Below are 18,506 nucleotides of genomic sequence, written 5' to 3'. Positions count from 1 at the left end.
CGCTGTTTAGCAAAACATCATAAAAATTTAATAATCAATGCAAAATAAAGGACTTATAAAGCTTTTCGCACTCCTTTTTGGTTTGGTGAGCGTTTATCAGCTTTCCTATACTTTCATTACAAGCAAGTTGGAAGGGGATGCCGAAACCTACGCTATCAGCCAGATTTCGGAAGATGAAGAAGGTTATGTGGCAAAGCGTGAGGCTTTAGAGGCATCGTATCTGGATTCCATTGGGACCAACCCAATTTTGGGATTTACCAGTTATGATGATGCCAAAAAGAAAGAACTTAACAAGGGATTGGACCTTAAAGGGGGTATCAACGTAACCCTCCAGATTTCCGTTAGGGATATCTTGCAAGGTTTGGCAAATAATTCCAAAAATCCCGTTTTCAATAAGGCTTTGGATGATGCGGATACTGCATCCAAGAGTAGCCCTGATACCTATTTGGAACTGTTTTTTGATGCATTTGATGCTATCAAGGGGGATACCAAATTGGCTTCTCCTGATATTTTCGCCAATAAGGGGCTAAGCGATGTGGTCAACTTCCAGATGACAGATGACCAGGTGAAGCCCATTATCCGAACCAAAATTGATGAGGCCATTGTTTCTGCATTTGAGGTATTGCGTGAGCGTATCGATGGTTTTGGGGTAACCCAACCCAACATCCAGCGGGAAGGGAATTCCGGTCGTATTCTGGTTGAACTGCCTGGAGCAAGGGACATTGCCAGAGCACAGGAACTACTTTCCAGTACAGCACAATTGGAATTCTGGGAAACCTATCAGCAAAGCAATCAAAGTTTGGGTGCGTTTTTTGTGAACGCCAACGAACGTTTAAAAGAGATTTTGGAGCCCGTTGAGGAAGAAGTGGAAGCGCAGGCTACTCCGGAATCAGAGATTGATTCCTTGTTGTCCGATGTAGCCCAAGATTCCTTGGACTTGACCCCTCAGGTAAATCCATTGCTGGGCAAACTGATTCCAGGTAATCCTGGCAGCCATGCCATTGCAAGAGCATTGGTTTCTGATACCGCTGAGATTGGTGGATATCTTAGAATGAGAGAAATTAGAAGGTTGTTACCTGCTGATGTCCAGTTCACCAAATTTTTATGGGAGCGTCCTGCAAAGGATTCGGAGATTGCTGAGTTATACGCGCTTAAATCCAACAGGGATAACGTTCCTAGAATTAGTGGGGATGTAGTATCTGATGCACAGGATACTTTTGACCAGTACAACAAGCCTGCGGTAAGCATGACCATGAATACCAAAGGGGCCAAGGATTGGGAAAAGTTAACAGGGGATGCTTACAACAACCAAACAGGTATTGCCATTGTATTGGACGGTAAAGTATATACGGCACCAGGAGTTACCAACGGACCCATATCTGGCGGACGTTCTGAAATCACTGGAACCTTTACGGTCAACGAGACTAAGGATATTGCCAACGTATTGAGAGCTGGAAAGCTTCCTGCTCAAGCGGAAATTATCCAATCGGAAGTAGTTGGGCCATCTTTGGGTCAAGAGGCTATCGATAGCGGTTTCATGTCCTTCTTGATCGCCATGGCCTTTGTGTTGCTATGGATGATATTCTATTACGGTAAAGCTGGAATCTTTGCTGACATCGCATTGATTTTGAACATAGTCCTAATTTTTGGGGTATTGACCAGTCTTGGAGCTGTTTTGACACTCCCTGGAATTGCAGGTATCGTATTGACCATTGGTATGTCTGTGGATGCGAACGTACTGATCTTTGAACGAATCAAGGAAGAATTGGCGCGCGGCAAGGGCAAGGGTCAAGCCGTGGCGGATGGTTTCAGCAATGCATTGTCTTCCATCTTGGATGCCAACATCACTACCGGTTTAACGGCGATTATCCTATTCATTTTCGGTTCAGGTCCCATTAAAGGATTTGCAACAACCCTTTTGATTGGTATTGTAACTTCCCTGTTCACCGCTATCTTCATCACTAGATTGATGGTAGATACCTATATCGCCAAAAAAGGCAGAAGCTTGGATTTCTCTACGGCGATGACCAAGGGCTTGTTTACCAATATGAAGATCAACTTCTTGGGCAAACGTAAAATTGCCTATGTAGTTTCTGTGATATTAGTTGGTATTGGAGCGTTCTCTTTGTTTACCACGGGCTTGCAGCAAGGTGTGGACTTTGTGGGGGGAAGATCGTATCAAGTTCGTTTTGAAAAAGCAGTAAATCCATCTGAAATTGCATCAGAATTGAACGATGTCTTTGGAAGTGGCACTAATGTGAAAACTTTTGGGGAGGCTAATCAGATTATGATCACTACTCCTTATAAGGTGGATGTCGAGGGGATTGAAGTGGATAATGAGATTCAGGACAAACTATACACCTCGCTTCAAAAATACTTGCCAGATGGCACTTCTTATGATGAGTTTACATTGAGTGCTGCATCTGACAAGGCACTTGGAATTGTCCAATCCAAAAAAGTGGGGCCAACCATTGCGGATGATATCAAGAACAATGCGTTCTTGGCCATTATCGGTTCTTTGGCAGTGGTGTTCCTCTACATTCTTTTACGATTTAGAAAATGGCAATTCTCTTTGGGTGCTGTGATAGCGGTATTCCACGATGTAATGATTGTATTGGGGATATTCTCATTGACCGGTAAGATCATGCCGTTCAACATGGAGATTGACCAAGCCTTTATTGCGGCGATCCTAACCGTAATTGGGTACTCCCTGAACGATACAGTGGTCGTGTTCGACCGTATTCGGGAAATTGTGAACCTCAAAGGATGGAATAATGGGCAGAATATCAACCAAGCGTTGAACAGTACCTTGAGCCGTACGTTGAATACCTCACTTACGACTTTGATCGTGCTTTTGGCTATCTTTGTTTTTGGCGGAGAGAGTTTAAGAGGATTTATGTTCGCTATGATTGTAGGGGTTTTGGTAGGTACCTATTCCTCTGTTTTCATTGCAACACCGATTATGTTTGATGCCTTGAAAAGGAAAATTGGCTCAGCTAGAGAGTAGTTGAGAATTTATATTTGGTCGAAAAAGCCGTCTGTTTTCAGATGGCTTTTTCATTTGGGAGGTAGGGAACAAACATATTCGTAGCCCTTTTGAATATAAGCTCCAAGTTGGGTCTTGTCTTTCAATACCGATTCGGGAATCAGAACATATTCCCGCATGGTGGCTCCGTGGGATTTGAATGGACGCGCCCCATAATCTTGGTCAAAGGTTTGAATATCCTCTTTGGAAAGTCTAATACCTAATTCCCCATCCTTATTCAGTAGCGAAAACATATATCCGTTGGCGGAGGTATAGGGCATGGTTTTACCCTTTCGCTCAAAATTGGGATTGGTGGCTACCACTTCATCATAAATTTTTAAGACCTCTTCCCGCATACTATCAAATTTAAGATAAATCCTTGGCCATCACCTGAAATTCAAAATCTTCCTGACCTATACTGAAATCATGGTCACCAAAGGTGTCAAAACCATTTTTGGCGTAAAATCGAATAGCCCGTTCGTTTTCTTTGAGTACCGAGAGCCAAATTTTTTGAAAACCTTCTTCTTGTGCTCTATTCAGGAGAATTTCTTGGAGTGCCAACCCGACTTTTTGGGATAAAAAATCCTTCAATACATAGATTTTCTGCAGTTGACAAACCTTATTCGAGTTCAAAAAAGGGGAAGGGGAGTGGCGTTTTAGTTTGGCATATCCAACAGGGAGCTCATCCATATAGGCCAGCCAAAACACATTATTGGGCTTGGATAGGCTAGTTCGCAATTTAGTAACCCCAAAAGTTTGGTTAAGATATTGATCCAAATCGCTTGGATCCCTAAAGTAATGCCCAAAGGTTTCGGTAAAGGTTACTCTGGCCAACAAGGCAATAACAGCTGCATCCTTTGTATGCGCCTCCCTCAATTGAATCATGCTGGGTATTTTTCTAGATTCTCCAATATTTGATGGTCATGATGGGTTACATGGTATATGGTAAAGTACAGCATTTCCCGTAAGGTTAACTTCCCCATGGCGGGATGGACAATCCTTTGCGAATCCAAAACCGCTTCGTCAAAGAGCTGAAGTCCTTGATTTAGGGATTCTATTGCTGCTAGCAATTCTGAAAGCGTTTGGCCTCGATTTTCAATGGTGATTTTAGTGGGGACGAATCGCTCGGGTAACACAAAATCCTTCAAATTTTCCAGAACTTTCAGATAGTCATCCACCAATGTTTGGTAGCTACGACTTGGGTTTTGGGCCAATCCAAATTTTTCCTCCAGGACCTTGGGCGGGGTATTGAAAATTTTTGCTGAGGGAACTACAGATTTCAGAATGTGGTCCAATTGTTGGCCTGCAGTCCATTTAGGGCCCGGAATTCGGATAAAATCCTCATTACTCAGACTTTCCAATTTTTTTGCAAAAGCTTGATGGTTCTGCTTTAGTTGTTGAATGATTTCTTCCTTTTTCATTCTTGGCTTATTTGACGCTTCCGGTGGAACCGGATTCGCCCATTTCCAAAATGTAATCAAATTGGGGTTCCAATCCAACCTCTTTTCTATGGGATACAAAAACTATGGTGGTATTGCTCTCATTGGAAATCTTGTTCACCAAGGCTATGAATAGGGCCGCATTGGCGTCATCCAATCCAGCGGTTGGTTCGTCCAGAATGAGCAAAGGAGGATGTTTTACCATGGCACGGGCTGTCATTACCAATCGTTTTTGACCTTGTGTCAGTTCCAAAAACTGGATGTCTTTTTTGTGTTCTAAGCCCAGTAGTTTCAGCCATTCCTTGGCCACTCTCTTTTCATGGTCAGACGGTCTTATATACAACCCCACTGAATCATGAAATCCGGAAACCAGCATATTTTCCACACTGTGGTATCCATTAAACTTATCGGTCATGGCAGGAGTAAAATAGCCAATCTTGCTTTTAAGGTCCCATACACTTTCCCCGCTTCCCTTTTTTTGTCCAAACAAGGTTAAATCTTTACCATACCCTTTATGACTGTCTCCTGTAACCATGGACAAAAGGGTGGTCTTGCCACTGCCATTGGGGCCTATAAGTTGCCAAAATTCCCCCTGCTTTATGGTCCAACAGATGTCTTTCAATACTTGCCGTCCATCAAAACTGACGGACACATTTTTGAATACCACCAAGGTTTCTGACTCCACATTGATTTGCTGGATAGGGGGCGGAATGGGGAGTTGGAAACCCAAAGTTCCAGTTTGGTTGGCCTTAAAAAATGCTTCTGAATCAGCATACCTGCTTAAACTGCCATTTTCCAGTTTGAAATAGTTGGAGGTAATGGGGAGGACATCCTCCAGTCTGCTTACCATCTGCACCAAAACCGTGGTTTTTGATATGGTGAGGAGCTGCTCCTTAAGACTTGCCTGGGTAGCAACATCCAAGTTGTCAAAGGGGTTCACCAGGACCAAAAAATCGGGACTTTGGGAGAGCAAATAGCGGAGTAAAGCTTTCTTTTGCTCGCCACTGCTCATGGTCTTTAGGGGTTGTTGGGTGTCCTGAGTGATGATTTTTACATCATGCCGTTCTTCCTCATCCATAAAACGGTGGATTTCCGAACGTGAAAAAAGCAAGCCGGCTTTATTCTCCAATGCTTCAAACCCATTGGGTATTGGACCATTTAATAAGCTGTGGACCAAATTCTTGGTCTTGGAGGTGTTGTTAGTGAGTACGGCGTAGTTTTTAGGTTGGTTCATCCCTCAAATAAAGGATTTTAAGTTAGAAATTATCCTTGATTTACCCTATAAATGTGTACGGGATTATCTTTATAAGTAGTGGTCTTGTCCAGAACCATTCCATTTTTTTGAGCCACTTTTTGAGAAGGGATGTTGTCCACATGAATAATGGAAATCAAGGTATTGGTCAACTGGTTTTGAAAAGCATATTGCTTGCACTTCTCGGCAGCTTCAATAGCGAAACCCTGAAGCCAAAATTCAGGTAGAACCGAGTATCCTATTTCCAACTCTTCAATTCCATCCACAGTTTGAACCAAAAGGCCACAAATACCAACCAATTGCCCAGTGGATTTTAGCACAAGCGCATTCATACCGCCCAACTCATGCTCGTATCGTTCAAAAATACGGTCAAACTGTTGTTGACAAGCTTGAATTGGATTGGATGGTAGTCCATCCCAAAATTCCGTGGATTTTGGATTGTTGTAAAATGGTAGCCAGGCATCAAAATCCGAGAGCTGAACCTTTCTAAAAAGTAGTCGCTCGCTACTTTGGTTTTCAAGAATTCGTTTGTCCATCTAATTTCGGGAATAAGCAACCGTATCGCCCACTTCAAGACCCCATTGGTCTGATAAACCCGCATTGATTTCCAATACAAATTTCACAGGTCCTTCCGAAGGAAGTCCACTTTCGTCAAATGGCTTTGCATTTTTTTGAAAACTGGCAATTTTCAAGTTTTCATCGATATAGATGATATCCAATGGAAATTGGGTATTCTTCATGTAGAAGGAATGATGAGTCACATCTGGGAAAATAAACAACATTCCCTGTTTTTGCCCCATGGATTCCCGATACATTAATCCGGTCTGGGTTTCATAATCGGTTTCCGCAATTTCGATATCCAAATGGGCTATTATGGAATCCGTTCCAGATTTGGAAATGGTCAATTCCCCTTCCTTGGTAAATGTAATGGTCTTGGTTTGGATCTCCTTTTTGGATTCCGTCTTACATGCGCCAAGGAACAGCATGGAACCTACCAACACAAAAAGTACGTTACGCCAATTGTTCATTCTAATGGATTATTATTTAGCCGAATTGGGTCTGAACATAAAATACAACCCTATCAGGATCATAGGGATACTCAGCCATTGTCCGGTGGACAAAAGCCCAAGGGTTTCCTCGATTCCGCCTTGTTCCCTTTTGAATCTCTCCACAATAAATCTAACCGTCCAAAGGCATACCATAAACAAGCCAAAGAGATATCCTGGCTTGTCTTTTTTATCTGTTTTCCAATACAAAAGATACAAGAGCACAAAAATGAGGGCATAGCCAATGGCTTCATACAATTGGGCGGGATATCTATAGGGGATGGATTCCAGAATGCTGGCAAATTGGGGGTCATTTTCAATGGCTTTATAGGCGGCATTGACGGTTTTTTCCCCAGTAACCCGCATAGCTTCACTCTCCGGCATGTCTTGACTGTCCCGAATAAATCGGGTGGCCATAAAAGAGGAGGTATCAGTTTCCTTCCCGTTGATTTCGGAATTGAAGAAATTCCCCAAACGAACAAAACAAGCCCCAATGGCAGATACGACTGCCATCCTATCCAGCAACCATAACATCTTAATGTCCTTCCATTTACGGGTATATAGCCACATACCTATGATGGCTGCAATAGTAGCCCCATGGCTGGCCAAACCAGCAAAACCGGTAAATCTAAACTCGGGAACTGTACTTATGGGCAATAAAATGGACAAGGGGTCTTTGGTAAACAAATCGCTCTGGTAAAAAATCACGTGTCCAAGGCGCGCGCCCAACATAATGGATACGATTCCATAAATGAATAGTGAATCCAATTTCTCCATGGACTTGTTTTCATTTTGGAAGATGCGTTTCATCAGAAACCATCCAACCACAAAAGCCGCTATCCAAAGTAGGTTATAGTACTTGATCTGAACAAAACCCAGTTGAAACAAAGTGCCATCCGGATTCCAGTTAAAGCCTAAAAAGTACATAAGGTAAAATTTTGGACTAATATACTTAAAGAAGTTAGACTGCTGCGCTTTTAGATGTTAGAATTGAGATAAATCATTGATAGGTGTTTTTTGGTGAATAGCATGCAGTTTAATTTGAAATTTGGATGCTATAATTTAACAACGTGTGAATTGGGTTACTACTTGTTGGGTTTAAGGGTAAAGGGTGAAAGGTAAAGGTACTAGCCACTGTCGACTGTTCCTTGAACTTGAACTTGATTTTTGAACTTGAACTTGCTTACGGAACAGGGTCATGCCCTTTGCCACCCCAGGGATGGCAACTGAAAATACGCTTTATAGAGAGCCATCCGCCTTTAAAAAGACCATGTTTTTTCAAAGCTTCCAAGGTATAGGCCGAACAGGTGGGGGTATATCTGCAGGTAGCTGGGGTCAACGGAGAGATGAGCAATTGGTAAAGTCGTACCAAAAGCACAAAGGGGGCAATAAGAATTTTCTTTAAAGACATTCCCTAAATGGGTATGTAGTTACTTCAGACTAAATGTTGTGCCATCCTTGCCATCTTTCAATTGGATACCCAAGGCAATAAGTTCATCCCTGATTTTATCCGAAGTGGCAAAATCCTTATTGGCACGCGCCTCATTCCGCAGACCAATTAACAGTTCCACAACACCGGACAGGGTTTGGGAATTATCTTCTGCTACTGTTTGGTTCTCTATTCCCAAAACATCATAAACAAAAGTTGCCATGACCTGTTGAAGCAAATTCTTGTCGGCTTCAGTGATACTTTCCTTGCCTTCCTTGATCAGATTGATGTGTTTTACGGCTTCGAACAATTGTGAGATCAAAATTGGAGTATTGAAATCATCGTTCATGGCATCGTAACATTTCTGCTGCCAAGATTTTACGTCAAAATCCGTGGAAGTGCCCGTGTTCAACTTTGAAATATTGTCCATGGCTTCCATTAAACGGTAATATCCCTTTTCGGAAGCCAAAAGGGCATCATCACTTAAATCCAAAATACTGGTGTAATGGGCCTGCATCATAAAAAAGCGGACCACTGATGGCGCGTAGGCCTTGCTCAAAATATCATTCTCCCCACTAAAAATCTCTGATGGATAGATATTGTTACCCGTGGATTTGGACATTTTTTTTCCATTAAGGGTAAGCATGTTGGCATGCATCCAATATTTCACAGGCGATTTTCCGCAGCAGGCCTCAGATTGGGCAATTTCACATTCATGATGCGGAAATTTTAAATCCATTCCACCCCCATGAATATCAAAGGTCTCACCCAAGTATTTGGTGCTCATGGCCGTACATTCCAAATGCCAGCCAGGAAATCCATCTCCCCATGGGGAAGGCCATCTCATGATATGTTGCGGCTCTGCCTTTTTCCAAAGGGCAAAATCCTGTGGATTGCGCTTTTCACTTTGGGCCGTCAATTCCCGAGTGTTGGCAATCATGTCTTCCAGCTTTCTTCCGCTAAGCTTACCGTAAGTGTTGGTTTCATTGAAGGTAACCACATCAAAATACACAGACCCATTGACTTCATAAGCATATCCATTGGCGATGATATCCTTAATGATTTCAATCTGTTCAATGATATGCCCAGTGGCAGTAGGTTCTATGCTGGGAGGCAAAAAGTTGAATTGTTGGAGGGTATTGTGAAAATCCACAGTATACCGCTGTACCACCTCCATGGGCTCAATCTGTTCCAGCTTTGCTTTTTTGGCGATTTTGTCCTCCCCTTCATCTGCATCGTTCTCCAAATGCCCAGCATCCGTAATATTTCGGACATAGCGAACTTTAAAGCCCAAATGCTTGAAATACCGGAAAATCATGTCAAAAGACATAAAGGTTCGGCAGTTCCCCAAATGCACATTGCTATACACTGTTGGTCCGCAGACATACATGCCTATATGACCCTCGTTGATAGGTTCAAACAGTTCTTTTTTTCCCGAAAGTGAATTGGTTACTTTGAGTTGCTGGCTTTTGTAAAGTTGCATGAATGTGTTGAATGTTAAAAGTCGGTATCTAGGTTGATGTAGTCCAAAAACTCCCTTCTAACCGCCTCATCCTTGAATTTTCCCCCGTATTCCGCAGTAACGGTGCTGCTTTCAATATCACGAATACCCCTGGAATTAACGCAAAGGTGTTTGGCATCGATCACGCAGGCCACATCCTCTGTTCCCAAAACCCGCTGAAGTTCCTTCACAATTTGGATATTCATCCGTTCCTGCACCTGTGGGCGCTTGGCGTAGTAATCCACAATACGGTTCATTTTGGAAAGTCCCACCACCGTTCCGTTGGAAACATAGGCGATATGGGCCCTACCAATAATAGGAAGCAAATGGTGTTCGCAGGTAGAATACACCACGATGTTCTTCTCCACCAACATCTCACCATATTTGTACTTGTTTTTGAAGGTGGAGGATTTTGGTTTTCTTTTGGGATGAAGTCCGCTAAAAATCTCTTTTACGAACATTTTGGCCACCCTTTTAGGGGTGCCGTTCAAGCTGTCATCATCCAGGTCCAAACCTAGGGTTAACATGATTTCACGAACGCTTTTTTGGATGCGTTCAATCTTTTCATCATCGCTCAACACAAAAGCATCGTCCCTAATTGGGGTTTCCGTTGATGAGCCAACATGGTCGTTGCCTCTTTCTTCATATTGCTCTTCCAAAGCCTGCTCTAGTTTCATTTGCTCTTTCTTCAAGAAAGCAAAGATATACATTAATGCCCTATTTAACATCTGCTAGCCTTGGTTTGACAACATAAATTATTGTTAAGGGAAAAGCCCATTTATTTTTATAGTGCCCAAAATCTATGGCAAATGATATTGAAATCGGCGATGACGCTTATAGCTGTTGCGATTTTCAGTCAAATGACTTACACCCAGGTCATTCCCGACTGCGGGAATGCTGTGCCCATTTGTAGCAACACTCCTGTGAACGGGGGTACCAACGGTTATGGAGTTGACGATTTTAGTGGGGTTACGGTCAGCGGATGTTTGGAACAGACCACTTCGGGCAGTATTGAGTCCAATTCCGCATGGTATCGGTTTAGAACCAATGCGTCTGGTCAATTGGGATTTAATATAGGGCACGACAACAGTGAGGATTGGGATTTCGCTTTGTATAGGACTAGCGACTGCAACAACCTGGGAGATCCAATTCGCTGTAATTTCTTTGACAACAGTGACGCCAAAAGTTTTATAGGGGTAGGAGAGGATCCTACGGGGGATCCCAACTCTGTGCATTATGAGGACTGGTTGCAGGTTATGCCAGGAGAGGATTATATGCTGTTTATCAATAATTTTAGCAACTCCAATTCCGGTTTTTCCGTTCAATTTACTGGAGATATATGGACAACCAACCCAACGGATGCCCTGGACTGTTCCATTATCAACAATCTATTGGGGTCTCCTATCGCGGCTTGTGAGGGAGATACGGTTACTCTGGATGCTACCACTGCGGGTGCTTTAAGTTATACGTGGTATAATGATACAGGAAGCGGCTATGCTCCCATATCAGGAGAGACCAACCCAACTTTGATGGTATCAACATCAGCGATGTATCGCGTGGTTGTTGCCACTTCTTCAGGCTCCATTATTAGTGATGTACAGGCCTTTTTTAGCGCTATTCCTGTTGCTCAGCCGGTTATGGACGAAGGTTTTTGCCATACCCCAGATATGGTTTTTGATTTGCAAACAAAGGATTCGGAAGTGCTGGGAACCCAAAATCCGAGTGAGTATATCGTAAGTTTTCATGCTAGTGCGGGGGATGCAGCTTCAGGCGCAAATCCGTTGAGCAAACAGTATGCAAAGGCTCCTGGATCGGAAAATATTTATGTACGATTGACGTCCAGTACCAACCCTGACTGCTACGATGATTCACAACATTTTATCCTTAACGCGGTAGAAACCCCAGAACCCACATTTCCGATTGAAGCTACACTTTGTGATGGATCGCCGGGGATTGTTATTGGGGAAACCCTTCCCAACCCCAGCTATAGCTATGTATGGAGTACGGGAGAAACTACACCCAATATTACCGTTTCCCAAGCTGGGGATTATACGGTCACGATTACCCATTCCCAAGGCGGAGTGGATTGCGGAGTAGACAGAACGGTAAGTACGGCTATTTCCAATACCCCTGTTATTTCTGTTGATATTGATTTTGAAGACATAAAACCCAGCAACACGGTGACCATCCAGAATGATGCAGAAGGAAGTTTTGAATACAGATTGGATGACGGCCCCTATCAAACCAACCCGGTTTTTGATGAAGTACTGCCTGGAGCCCACACGGTTACCGCTCGGGACATACATGGTTGTTCCGAGGTGACGGAAAACTTTGTGGTGGTTGGCTTTTCGCCTAGTTTTTCACCCAATGGCGACGTACTTAATGAAACTTGGCAGATTGAAGGTCTTTCGGTGCTGGATTCCCCAGTGGTCACTATCTATGACCGATATGGAAAACTGCTTTGGGAAATGACTGAGTTTAGCCCGGGATGGGATGGAAGTTTCCAAGGAATGCCCCTACCTTCAACAGATTACTGGTTTAAATTGTCCTATTTGGACACTGACGGAAATCGCATATATGCCAAACATTTACAAAGCCATTTTTCATTGAGAAGATAGTCAAGATTGCATTTTATCGATTAACTGTACAATTTTTCCGTTGAAGCATACTAAAACATGCTTTTTTGGAGTTATAGAGGTTATTATAGAATAACCCTATAGCCCCAAAATTCTATGAGAGCCCTATTTTGTGCTATTTGCTGTTTTTTTCTTAGTTCCAGCATAGCTTTTTCCCAAAATTCTCCGGATTGTAGAACCGCCATACCCGTGTGTGCCGATATGCCCATCAATTCAGCTACGGATGGCAGCGGGGATATCGATGATTTTGACCCCATGGTCATTACGCAATCGGGTTGTTTAGAGAAGGGGAGTGTAGCCTCGGCCAATATAGAAAACAACACCTCTTGGTATGTTTTTAGGGCTGGGACAGATGGGCAAATTGGGTTTGATATTGAGGCTTTACCTGCCTCTGGAACAATTGTGACTTCGGAGTTGGATTTTGCGTTATACGGTCCTTTTGATCAGACAACCGGACAGAATTTTTGCTCTTTGGTAGGAAATGGATCTGCGCAGCCCATTCGTTGCAATTATGAAGTGAACGACACCAACTTCACTGGAATTGGGGTTAATCCTGTAGACGGAAGGGTAGGGGCGCCTTTTGTTGTGGGGAGTCAGAATACCTATGATGAATATATCGATGTAATTGCTGGAGAGGTTTATTATCTGTTTATCAACAATTACAACACCAACTTTAATGGAGATCCAGAGCCTTTTCAACTCACATTTACTGGAAGTTCGGTGGATGCCGATCAGAATACTGCTTTGGACTGTACATTGAGGGACGAGTTTTTGGGCTTGGATATTATTGCTTGCGAAGGAGACCCAGATATCGTATTAAGCGCTTTGAACTCACCAGCGGGACCAAATATTGCCAATATTACCTGGGAGTTGGATGCGGATGATGATGGTACCTATGAAACCGTTTTGGCCACAGGGGCTGGACAAACGGAATGGACGGTAACCAGTCCAAATTCAGGGCGATACCGGGTAACCATTGAAACTACTTTTGCCACTGTGATTACGGATGATATTCTCATTACCTTTTATGCAACGCCCACACCAGCTGATATCGATATTGTAGTGTTGGACGATTTGGTCAATAGTGATCAAACCGACCCCTATAACGTGGAGTTTGTCCCAGTAGGCAATGGAAACTATGAATATGCCTTAAATGGAGGGGATTTTCAAACCGATCCAGTCTTTTTGGATGTTCCTCCTGGATTGAATTCTGTTGTTATTAATGATGTAAATGGCTGTGGAACCTCGGAACCCATAGAATTTTTGGTTGTGGGTTATCCAAAGTTTTTTACTCCCAACGGCGATACTTTTCATGATTTTTGGAATGTTCAAGGAGTTGAGCAATTGGACAATCCCAGAATCTTCATATTTGACCGATTTGGAAAACTTATAAAGGAGTTCCCTACAGATACCGCAGGTTGGGATGGTACTTTTAACGGAAGGGATATGCCCTCTTCAGATTATTGGTTCCGATTGGATTACGATCGCGATGACAACGGAGTTGTGGTGGCACGTTCGGTAAGAAGGCATTTCTCTCTGGTCCGCTAATAAAAAAAGCTGGATTTCTCCAGCCCTATTTGTGTTCTTCTATTCTTATGCTTATGGTTAGAATTTAACCGTATAACCCAAGGTAACGTTGGTGTTTATTCTGTTGACCATGGCAGAATTGTTGATGCCGGCATCGAAGAAGAATTCATTGACATCTTGTTCGGATCGGCTAAAGGCCAAATCCAATCTGCTTCCACCAAAATTATATCCAATACCACCTGAATATCCAGTTAAATCCCCGATAGTATCCGCATTTTCATAAGGGCTTTGCTCAAATCGGTATCCAGCTCTTAGGCTCACCTGCTCTATGCGATATTCCCCACCAACCCTATAGCTGTTGACTACGCCCAGTTCATTGGCGATGACATCATTTTGGGATGCAAAATTGGGGTCTGTAGTAGGTCTAAGCTCGGCTTGGGACATGTCCTGATATCCGTAGTCCAAACTCAAAAGACCATCCTTACCAAAAATTACTGCAACACTTCCAGTTAGCTTGGAAGGTGTTTTGATGCGATACTCTTCGAAAGCATTGACAATGTTGAAATTGATAAAATCGATATCAGAAACCGCCAATGAGGAATTGATCCGTTGGGAAATGTCATCGGTCAGTTCATACCAAGTGGGCGACTGATAACTTCCGCCAACCCTTATGTTCTCGTTTAATTTGGCAATGGCTCCAACACTAAATGAAAACCCATATCCCTCCGTATGAAGGAAATTGTCAAAAGTGGTGAATTGAACAGGAGAATCTTGATCATAGCCATTTTCATCCAAGAGGGTTAATCGGTCATAAATGACATTGTGAAAATTCAGTGCTGCGCCCAGGTACAGATTTTCTTGGTATTGACCCGCAAAGTTCAAGGTGAATTTGCTGTTGTATCCTGTAGTGCTCTGCAGGTATTCTTGATTTACACTATTGTATTCGGCGTTGGAAAAGTAAGACGTATTGGCGTCATCGTCCACAGTGGGTTCAATAAGACCTGCCTGAAAGCCCAGAAAAGCTTGCTGTGCCCCATAACCCAAACTGGAACCGATATCTAAATAGGCATCTTCTATAAACTCCCCTTCCTGCACCCTTAAAGGGCCTAAAGCCTGTCCTTGGGCAAACTCCAAAAAGTAGTTATCGACACCTTGGGTTGTATTTCCTGCTGCAAAAAATTCGTTGTCAAAATTTTGAACCATGTCATAGTTGACAGCAAAGGCGATTTTTTTCCATGGACTGTCGGAAGATTTGAAAACAAATACCCCACCAGCCTGGTTCAACTCCACGGAATTAATATCCCTGTTTTGAACGCTACTGCCAAAAAAGGCATCATTATTTCTGTTGTAATTGGATCCGTTGACCGAGAATTGGCTGTAGTTGAACACTGCAGAACCTGCCGGGTTCACATTGATAGCGGATAGATCTCCACCTAAGGCGCCAAACGCTCCGCCCATGGCCTGAAATCTTGCAGTTCCAAGGGTATTTTCCGTACTATAACGAACTACATCGTCAATAATTTGACCACTGGCAACAAAGCATGCCAATACCATGATGAAAGTTAAGAATCGTTTCATTTCTTTGATTTAGTTAATACAATAAGTGCAATGGGATTTTAGTGTCTTCCGCCACTTCTACCTCTTCCTCCCGATGAACGGGACGCCCCAGAAGATCGGCTTCCGCCAGAACTTCTATAGCTACCTCCCCTAGATCCGCTGCTTCTGTAGCTGGAACTTCGGGAACTTCCTGAGCTTCTATAGCTACTACTTCTGGAACTTCTGCTAGGAGCACTGCTTCTGTAGCTACCGGAACTTCTTCTGGTGCTGCTGGATCTACTATAATTGCTAGACCTCGGTGCCGTTCTACCAGATGATTGATAGCTTCGGGTGCTTCTTCCTTGGGTTCTGTATCCTGATGAGCCTCTGTTTACGCCCCCACTCCTATAAGTTCCACTTCTATTGGCTCCACTTCTGTAGGTTCCGCTACTTCTGTAGGTTCCGCTACTTCTGGTAGAGGGTGATGTGCCATAAGAACGATAGGTTCTTGAGCTTCTATAATTGGGTGTGGTACGGGTACTTCGGCTTGTTCTATAGCTTCGGTTCCTTGCAACTGCATCTGACCCAACGGACCTTCGTGCTGTGGATCCACTTCTATAGGTTCTGGAGCTTCTTCCAGTTGCAGCACTTCTGCTCACATTGGAACGTCCTGCACTAGACCTGTATCTGGAGGCATAACCACTTCGCCTTGCAGCAAGATTAGATCTGCCTCGTAAGGTTGTACCTGGAATTGCAGAACTGGTATAACCTCTTCTGCCTCTGTTATAGGCGTAACCATATCCACGGTTGTATCCTCTATTGTAATAAGGTCTTCCGTAGCCATAATAGCCACCCCAACCCCAACGGTTCCATCCCCACGGGTTGTTCCAGCCCCAGCCCCAGGCGTATCCGCCCCAGCCCCAACGATTCCATCTCCAAGGGTTGTTCCAACCCCAGCCCCAGCCGTAGCCTCCCCAGCCCCAGCCATTCCAGAGCCATGGGTCGTTCCAGCCCCAACCCCAACCAAGGCCGCCCCAGGCCCAGCTGTTGTCGTAGACATTGATGGATACACTGGTTGGGTTGTCTCCCCAACCGGGATTACCATTATAGGTGTTGTTATTTGCAAAATATGTGGTCTGTTCCCCTAAAGGAATACTGTCGTTACTAATTTGACTGCTGTAGCTGTCTATATCCGTGAAGATTTCGTCCTCCAGGATTTCATCGTACTCTTGCGCCTTTTGCCCAAAATAATCTCCGTAAATATCACTTTCCTGCTTTTCCAACCGGACGGCTTCCGCATTCCTCTTCTCAACTCCTACCACTCGATTGTTGCTGGAATAAATACCATCATCCTCATAATAGGAAGATTGCTGATAAGTACCACAAGAGATTAAAAAAAGTGCTGCCAGTAGAGATGTGGCAAGCATTTGAATTTTGGGGCGGGGTAAAGACTTTTTCATCGTACAATTTTTATTGTTGAACATACTAAAATTAGTTAGTTTTACCGAACTATTTTTGAAGATTAAGTCACAAGTTTTGTGCCAAACTACTGTAGATGGGTAAAAAATTAACGAGTCGGAGCGAGGATTATTCCAAATGGTATAATGAACTTGTTGTAAAGGCGGATTTAGCCGAAAATTCAGGTGTAAGGGGATGTATGGTCATAAAACCCTATGGATTTGCCATTTGGGAGAAAATGCAGGCCCAGCTGGATAAAATGTTTAAAGAGACGGGTCATGAGAATGCCTATTTCCCGCTGTTTATTCCAAAATCTTACTTGAGCAAAGAGGCCAGCCATGTAGAAGGCTTCGCTAAGGAGTGTGCGGTGGTCACCCATTACCGATTGAAAAACGCTGAGGATGGAAGCGGGATTATTGTAGATGAAGATGCCAAATTGGAAGAGGAACTTATTGTAAGGCCCACTTCTGAAACCATTATTTGGGATACCTACAGAAAATGGATACAATCGTATAGGGATCTTCCCATTTTGGTAAACCAATGGGCCAATGTGGTGCGTTGGGAAATGCGTACTAGACTGTTTCTCCGTACTGCAGAATTCTTGTGGCAAGAAGGACATACTGCACATGCCACTCGCCAAGAAGCAGTTGATGAAGCAGAGCAAATGATGCATGTCTATGCGGATTTTGTTGAGAATTATATGGGTGTTCCTGTGATTAAAGGAACAAAAACGGAAAGCGAACGCTTTGCAGGAGCGGAAGAAACGTATTGCATTGAGGCACTCATGCAGGATGGAAAAGCATTGCAAGCAGGGACTTCCCATTTTCTGGGACAAAATTTTGCCAAGGCATTCGATGTGAAATTTGCCAATAAGGAAGGCAAGCAGGAATATGTATGGGCCACTTCATGGGGTGTCTCTACTCGATTGATGGGAGCATTGGTCATGACCCATAGTGATGACAATGGATTGGTGTTGCCTCCAAATTTGGCGCCGATTCAAGTGGTTATCGTACCTATTTATAAAGGATTGGAACAACTGGATGCCATTTCCGAAAAAGTGGAGCCTTTGGTGAAGGAACTAAGGGCAAAGGGTATTTCCGTTAAGTATGATAAAAGGGACACGCACAAACCTGGTTTTAAATTCAACGAATACGAATTGAAAGGGGTGCCTGTGCGTTTGGCTGTTGGGCAACGCGATTTGGAAAATGGGACCTTTGAGGTTGCGCGAAGGGATACATTGCAAAAGGAAATAGTGCAAGCAGATGCTGTCATCGATAAAATTGAGTCCTTGATGACGGAAATCCAAGATAATATCTTTAAGAAGGCATTGGATTTTAGGGAAGAACGCATCACAGCTGTGGATTCCTATGAGGATTTCAAGAAAATAATTGAGGAAAAAGGAGGTTTTGTATCCGCCCATTGGGATGGTACAACAGCCACCGAGGACAAAATTAAAGAAGAGACCAAAGCCACTATAAGATGCATTCCGTTAAACCCTGTTCAGGAAGATGGGAAGTGCATGGTAACAGGCGAGCCATCAACACAAAGGGTATTATTTGCCAAGGCCTATTAAAAGGTTTAAAAAATAGAAATTTACTGTTGCAAGACTTAAAAATAGTTGTATTTTTGCACCCGCCTGAATGACATTTGGTTACAT

Annotated in this window: 16 protein-coding genes; 4 read left to right on the top strand and 12 right to left on the bottom strand. The window is 43.4% G+C overall.

Features of this window, described 5'->3' with window-relative positions; genetic code table 11:
- Nucleotides 1–37 precede the first annotated feature (37 nt).
- Complete coding sequence (gene secDF, locus ACOOE0_RS00685) at nt 38–3,007, top strand: protein translocase subunit SecDF (protein ID WP_420400573.1); 2,970 nt, start codon at nt 38–40, stop codon at nt 3,005–3,007.
- Nucleotides 3,008–3,057: 50 nt separating this feature from the next.
- Here secDF and ACOOE0_RS00680 read toward each other — a convergent pair whose 3' ends face one another.
- From ACOOE0_RS00680 to folE, 10 genes are all read right to left on the bottom strand, one after another.
- Nucleotides 3,058–3,381, bottom strand: a complete 324-nt coding sequence (locus tag ACOOE0_RS00680) for a hypothetical protein (RefSeq protein ID WP_420400572.1) — start codon at nt 3,379–3,381, stop codon at nt 3,058–3,060.
- A 10-nt stretch (nt 3,382–3,391) separates the two neighbouring features.
- Nucleotides 3,392–3,910 carry a GNAT family N-acetyltransferase gene (locus ACOOE0_RS00675; RefSeq protein ID WP_420400571.1) on the bottom strand — a complete coding sequence of 173 codons (519 nt, stop codon included), beginning with the start codon at nt 3,908–3,910 and terminating at the stop codon, nt 3,392–3,394.
- Nucleotides 3,907–4,446: a DinB family protein gene (locus ACOOE0_RS00670; RefSeq protein ID WP_420400570.1), complete on the bottom strand. Its 540-nt coding sequence runs from the start codon at nt 4,444–4,446 to the stop codon at nt 3,907–3,909. Before ACOOE0_RS00670 ends, ACOOE0_RS00675 begins: the two co-directional genes overlap by 4 nt.
- A 7-nt stretch (nt 4,447–4,453) precedes the next feature.
- On the bottom strand, nt 4,454–5,698 hold the full coding sequence (locus ACOOE0_RS00665) for an ATP-binding cassette domain-containing protein (protein ID WP_420400569.1): 1,245 nt from the start codon (nt 5,696–5,698) through the stop codon (nt 4,454–4,456).
- A gap of 29 nt (nt 5,699–5,727) precedes the next feature.
- Complete coding sequence (locus ACOOE0_RS00660) at nt 5,728–6,252, bottom strand: GNAT family N-acetyltransferase (protein ID WP_420400568.1); 525 nt, start codon at nt 6,250–6,252, stop codon at nt 5,728–5,730.
- Entirely contained in the window at nt 6,253–6,744 is a 492-nt protein-coding gene (locus ACOOE0_RS00655; protein WP_420400567.1) for a DUF192 domain-containing protein, read from the bottom strand.
- A 12-nt stretch (nt 6,745–6,756) separates the two neighbouring features.
- The gene (lgt, locus tag ACOOE0_RS00650) at nt 6,757–7,689 is read right to left on the bottom strand and encodes a prolipoprotein diacylglyceryl transferase (RefSeq protein ID WP_420400566.1); all 933 of its coding nucleotides are present in this window, start codon (nt 7,687–7,689) and stop codon (nt 6,757–6,759) included.
- 256 nt (nt 7,690–7,945) lie between these two features.
- Nucleotides 7,946–8,173 carry a membrane protein insertion efficiency factor YidD gene (gene yidD / locus ACOOE0_RS00645; protein WP_420400565.1) on the bottom strand — a complete coding sequence of 76 codons (228 nt, stop codon included), beginning with the start codon at nt 8,171–8,173 and terminating at the stop codon, nt 7,946–7,948.
- 19 nt (nt 8,174–8,192) lie between these two features.
- A complete protein-coding gene (gene cysS, locus ACOOE0_RS00640) occupies nt 8,193–9,674 on the bottom strand; it encodes a cysteine--tRNA ligase (protein WP_420400564.1) in 1,482 nt (493 codons plus the stop codon).
- Between the two features lie 14 nt (nt 9,675–9,688).
- Nucleotides 9,689–10,369 carry a GTP cyclohydrolase I FolE gene (gene folE / locus ACOOE0_RS00635; RefSeq protein ID WP_138835436.1) on the bottom strand — a complete coding sequence of 227 codons (681 nt, stop codon included), beginning with the start codon at nt 10,367–10,369 and terminating at the stop codon, nt 9,689–9,691.
- Nucleotides 10,370–10,501: 132 nt separating this feature from the next.
- Here folE and ACOOE0_RS00630 point away from each other — a divergent pair, with 132 nt between their 5' ends.
- Nucleotides 10,502–12,310: a T9SS type B sorting domain-containing protein gene (locus tag ACOOE0_RS00630; protein ID WP_420400563.1), complete on the top strand. Its 1,809-nt coding sequence runs from the start codon at nt 10,502–10,504 to the stop codon at nt 12,308–12,310.
- Nucleotides 12,311–12,424: 114 nt separating this feature from the next.
- Nucleotides 12,425–13,876: a T9SS type B sorting domain-containing protein gene (locus tag ACOOE0_RS00625; protein ID WP_420400562.1), complete on the top strand. Its 1,452-nt coding sequence runs from the start codon at nt 12,425–12,427 to the stop codon at nt 13,874–13,876.
- Nucleotides 13,877–13,933: 57 nt separating this feature from the next.
- On the opposite strand, the gene ACOOE0_RS00620 is transcribed toward ACOOE0_RS00625, so the two are convergent.
- A complete protein-coding gene (locus tag ACOOE0_RS00620) occupies nt 13,934–15,433 on the bottom strand; it encodes an OmpP1/FadL family transporter (RefSeq protein WP_420400561.1) in 1,500 nt (499 codons plus the stop codon).
- A gap of 38 nt (nt 15,434–15,471) precedes the next feature.
- Nucleotides 15,472–16,851, bottom strand: coding sequence for a hypothetical protein (locus ACOOE0_RS00615; RefSeq protein WP_420400560.1), 1,380 nt, complete (start codon nt 16,849–16,851; stop codon nt 15,472–15,474).
- A gap of 95 nt (nt 16,852–16,946) precedes the next feature.
- Between ACOOE0_RS00615 and proS the strand changes: the two genes are divergently transcribed.
- Nucleotides 16,947–18,422: a proline--tRNA ligase gene (gene proS / locus ACOOE0_RS00610; RefSeq protein ID WP_420400559.1), complete on the top strand. Its 1,476-nt coding sequence runs from the start codon at nt 16,947–16,949 to the stop codon at nt 18,420–18,422.
- Nucleotides 18,423–18,506: the final 84 nt, after the last annotated feature.

Source organism: Flagellimonas sp., assembly GCF_965215805.1.
Taxonomy (GTDB): Bacteria; Bacteroidota; Bacteroidia; order Flavobacteriales; family Flavobacteriaceae; genus Flagellimonas.
Note: the sequence above shows the minus strand (reverse complement) of the source record. Positions and strands in the feature narration are given on the sequence as shown.

Coding starts and splice junctions, on each gene's coding strand:
- secDF (WP_420400573.1), top strand. CDS start 38: ATGCAAAATAAAGGACTTATAAAGCTTTTCGCACTCCTTTTTGGTTTG.
- ACOOE0_RS00680 (WP_420400572.1), bottom strand. CDS start 3,381: ATGCGGGAAGAGGTCTTAAAAATTTATGATGAAGTGGTAGCCACCAAT.
- ACOOE0_RS00675 (WP_420400571.1), bottom strand. CDS start 3,910: ATGATTCAATTGAGGGAGGCGCATACAAAGGATGCAGCTGTTATTGCC.
- ACOOE0_RS00670 (WP_420400570.1), bottom strand. CDS start 4,446: ATGAAAAAGGAAGAAATCATTCAACAACTAAAGCAGAACCATCAAGCT.
- ACOOE0_RS00665 (WP_420400569.1), bottom strand. CDS start 5,698: ATGAACCAACCTAAAAACTACGCCGTACTCACTAACAACACCTCCAAG.
- ACOOE0_RS00660 (WP_420400568.1), bottom strand. CDS start 6,252: ATGGACAAACGAATTCTTGAAAACCAAAGTAGCGAGCGACTACTTTTT.
- ACOOE0_RS00655 (WP_420400567.1), bottom strand. CDS start 6,744: ATGAACAATTGGCGTAACGTACTTTTTGTGTTGGTAGGTTCCATGCTG.
- lgt (WP_420400566.1), bottom strand. CDS start 7,689: ATGTACTTTTTAGGCTTTAACTGGAATCCGGATGGCACTTTGTTTCAA.
- yidD (WP_420400565.1), bottom strand. CDS start 8,173: ATGTCTTTAAAGAAAATTCTTATTGCCCCCTTTGTGCTTTTGGTACGA.
- cysS (WP_420400564.1), bottom strand. CDS start 9,674: ATGCAACTTTACAAAAGCCAGCAACTCAAAGTAACCAATTCACTTTCG.
- folE (WP_138835436.1), bottom strand. CDS start 10,369: ATGAAACTAGAGCAGGCTTTGGAAGAGCAATATGAAGAAAGAGGCAAC.
- ACOOE0_RS00630 (WP_420400563.1), top strand. CDS start 10,502: ATGATATTGAAATCGGCGATGACGCTTATAGCTGTTGCGATTTTCAGT.
- ACOOE0_RS00625 (WP_420400562.1), top strand. CDS start 12,425: ATGAGAGCCCTATTTTGTGCTATTTGCTGTTTTTTTCTTAGTTCCAGC.
- ACOOE0_RS00620 (WP_420400561.1), bottom strand. CDS start 15,433: ATGAAACGATTCTTAACTTTCATCATGGTATTGGCATGCTTTGTTGCC.
- ACOOE0_RS00615 (WP_420400560.1), bottom strand. CDS start 16,851: ATGAAAAAGTCTTTACCCCGCCCCAAAATTCAAATGCTTGCCACATCT.
- proS (WP_420400559.1), top strand. CDS start 16,947: ATGGGTAAAAAATTAACGAGTCGGAGCGAGGATTATTCCAAATGGTAT.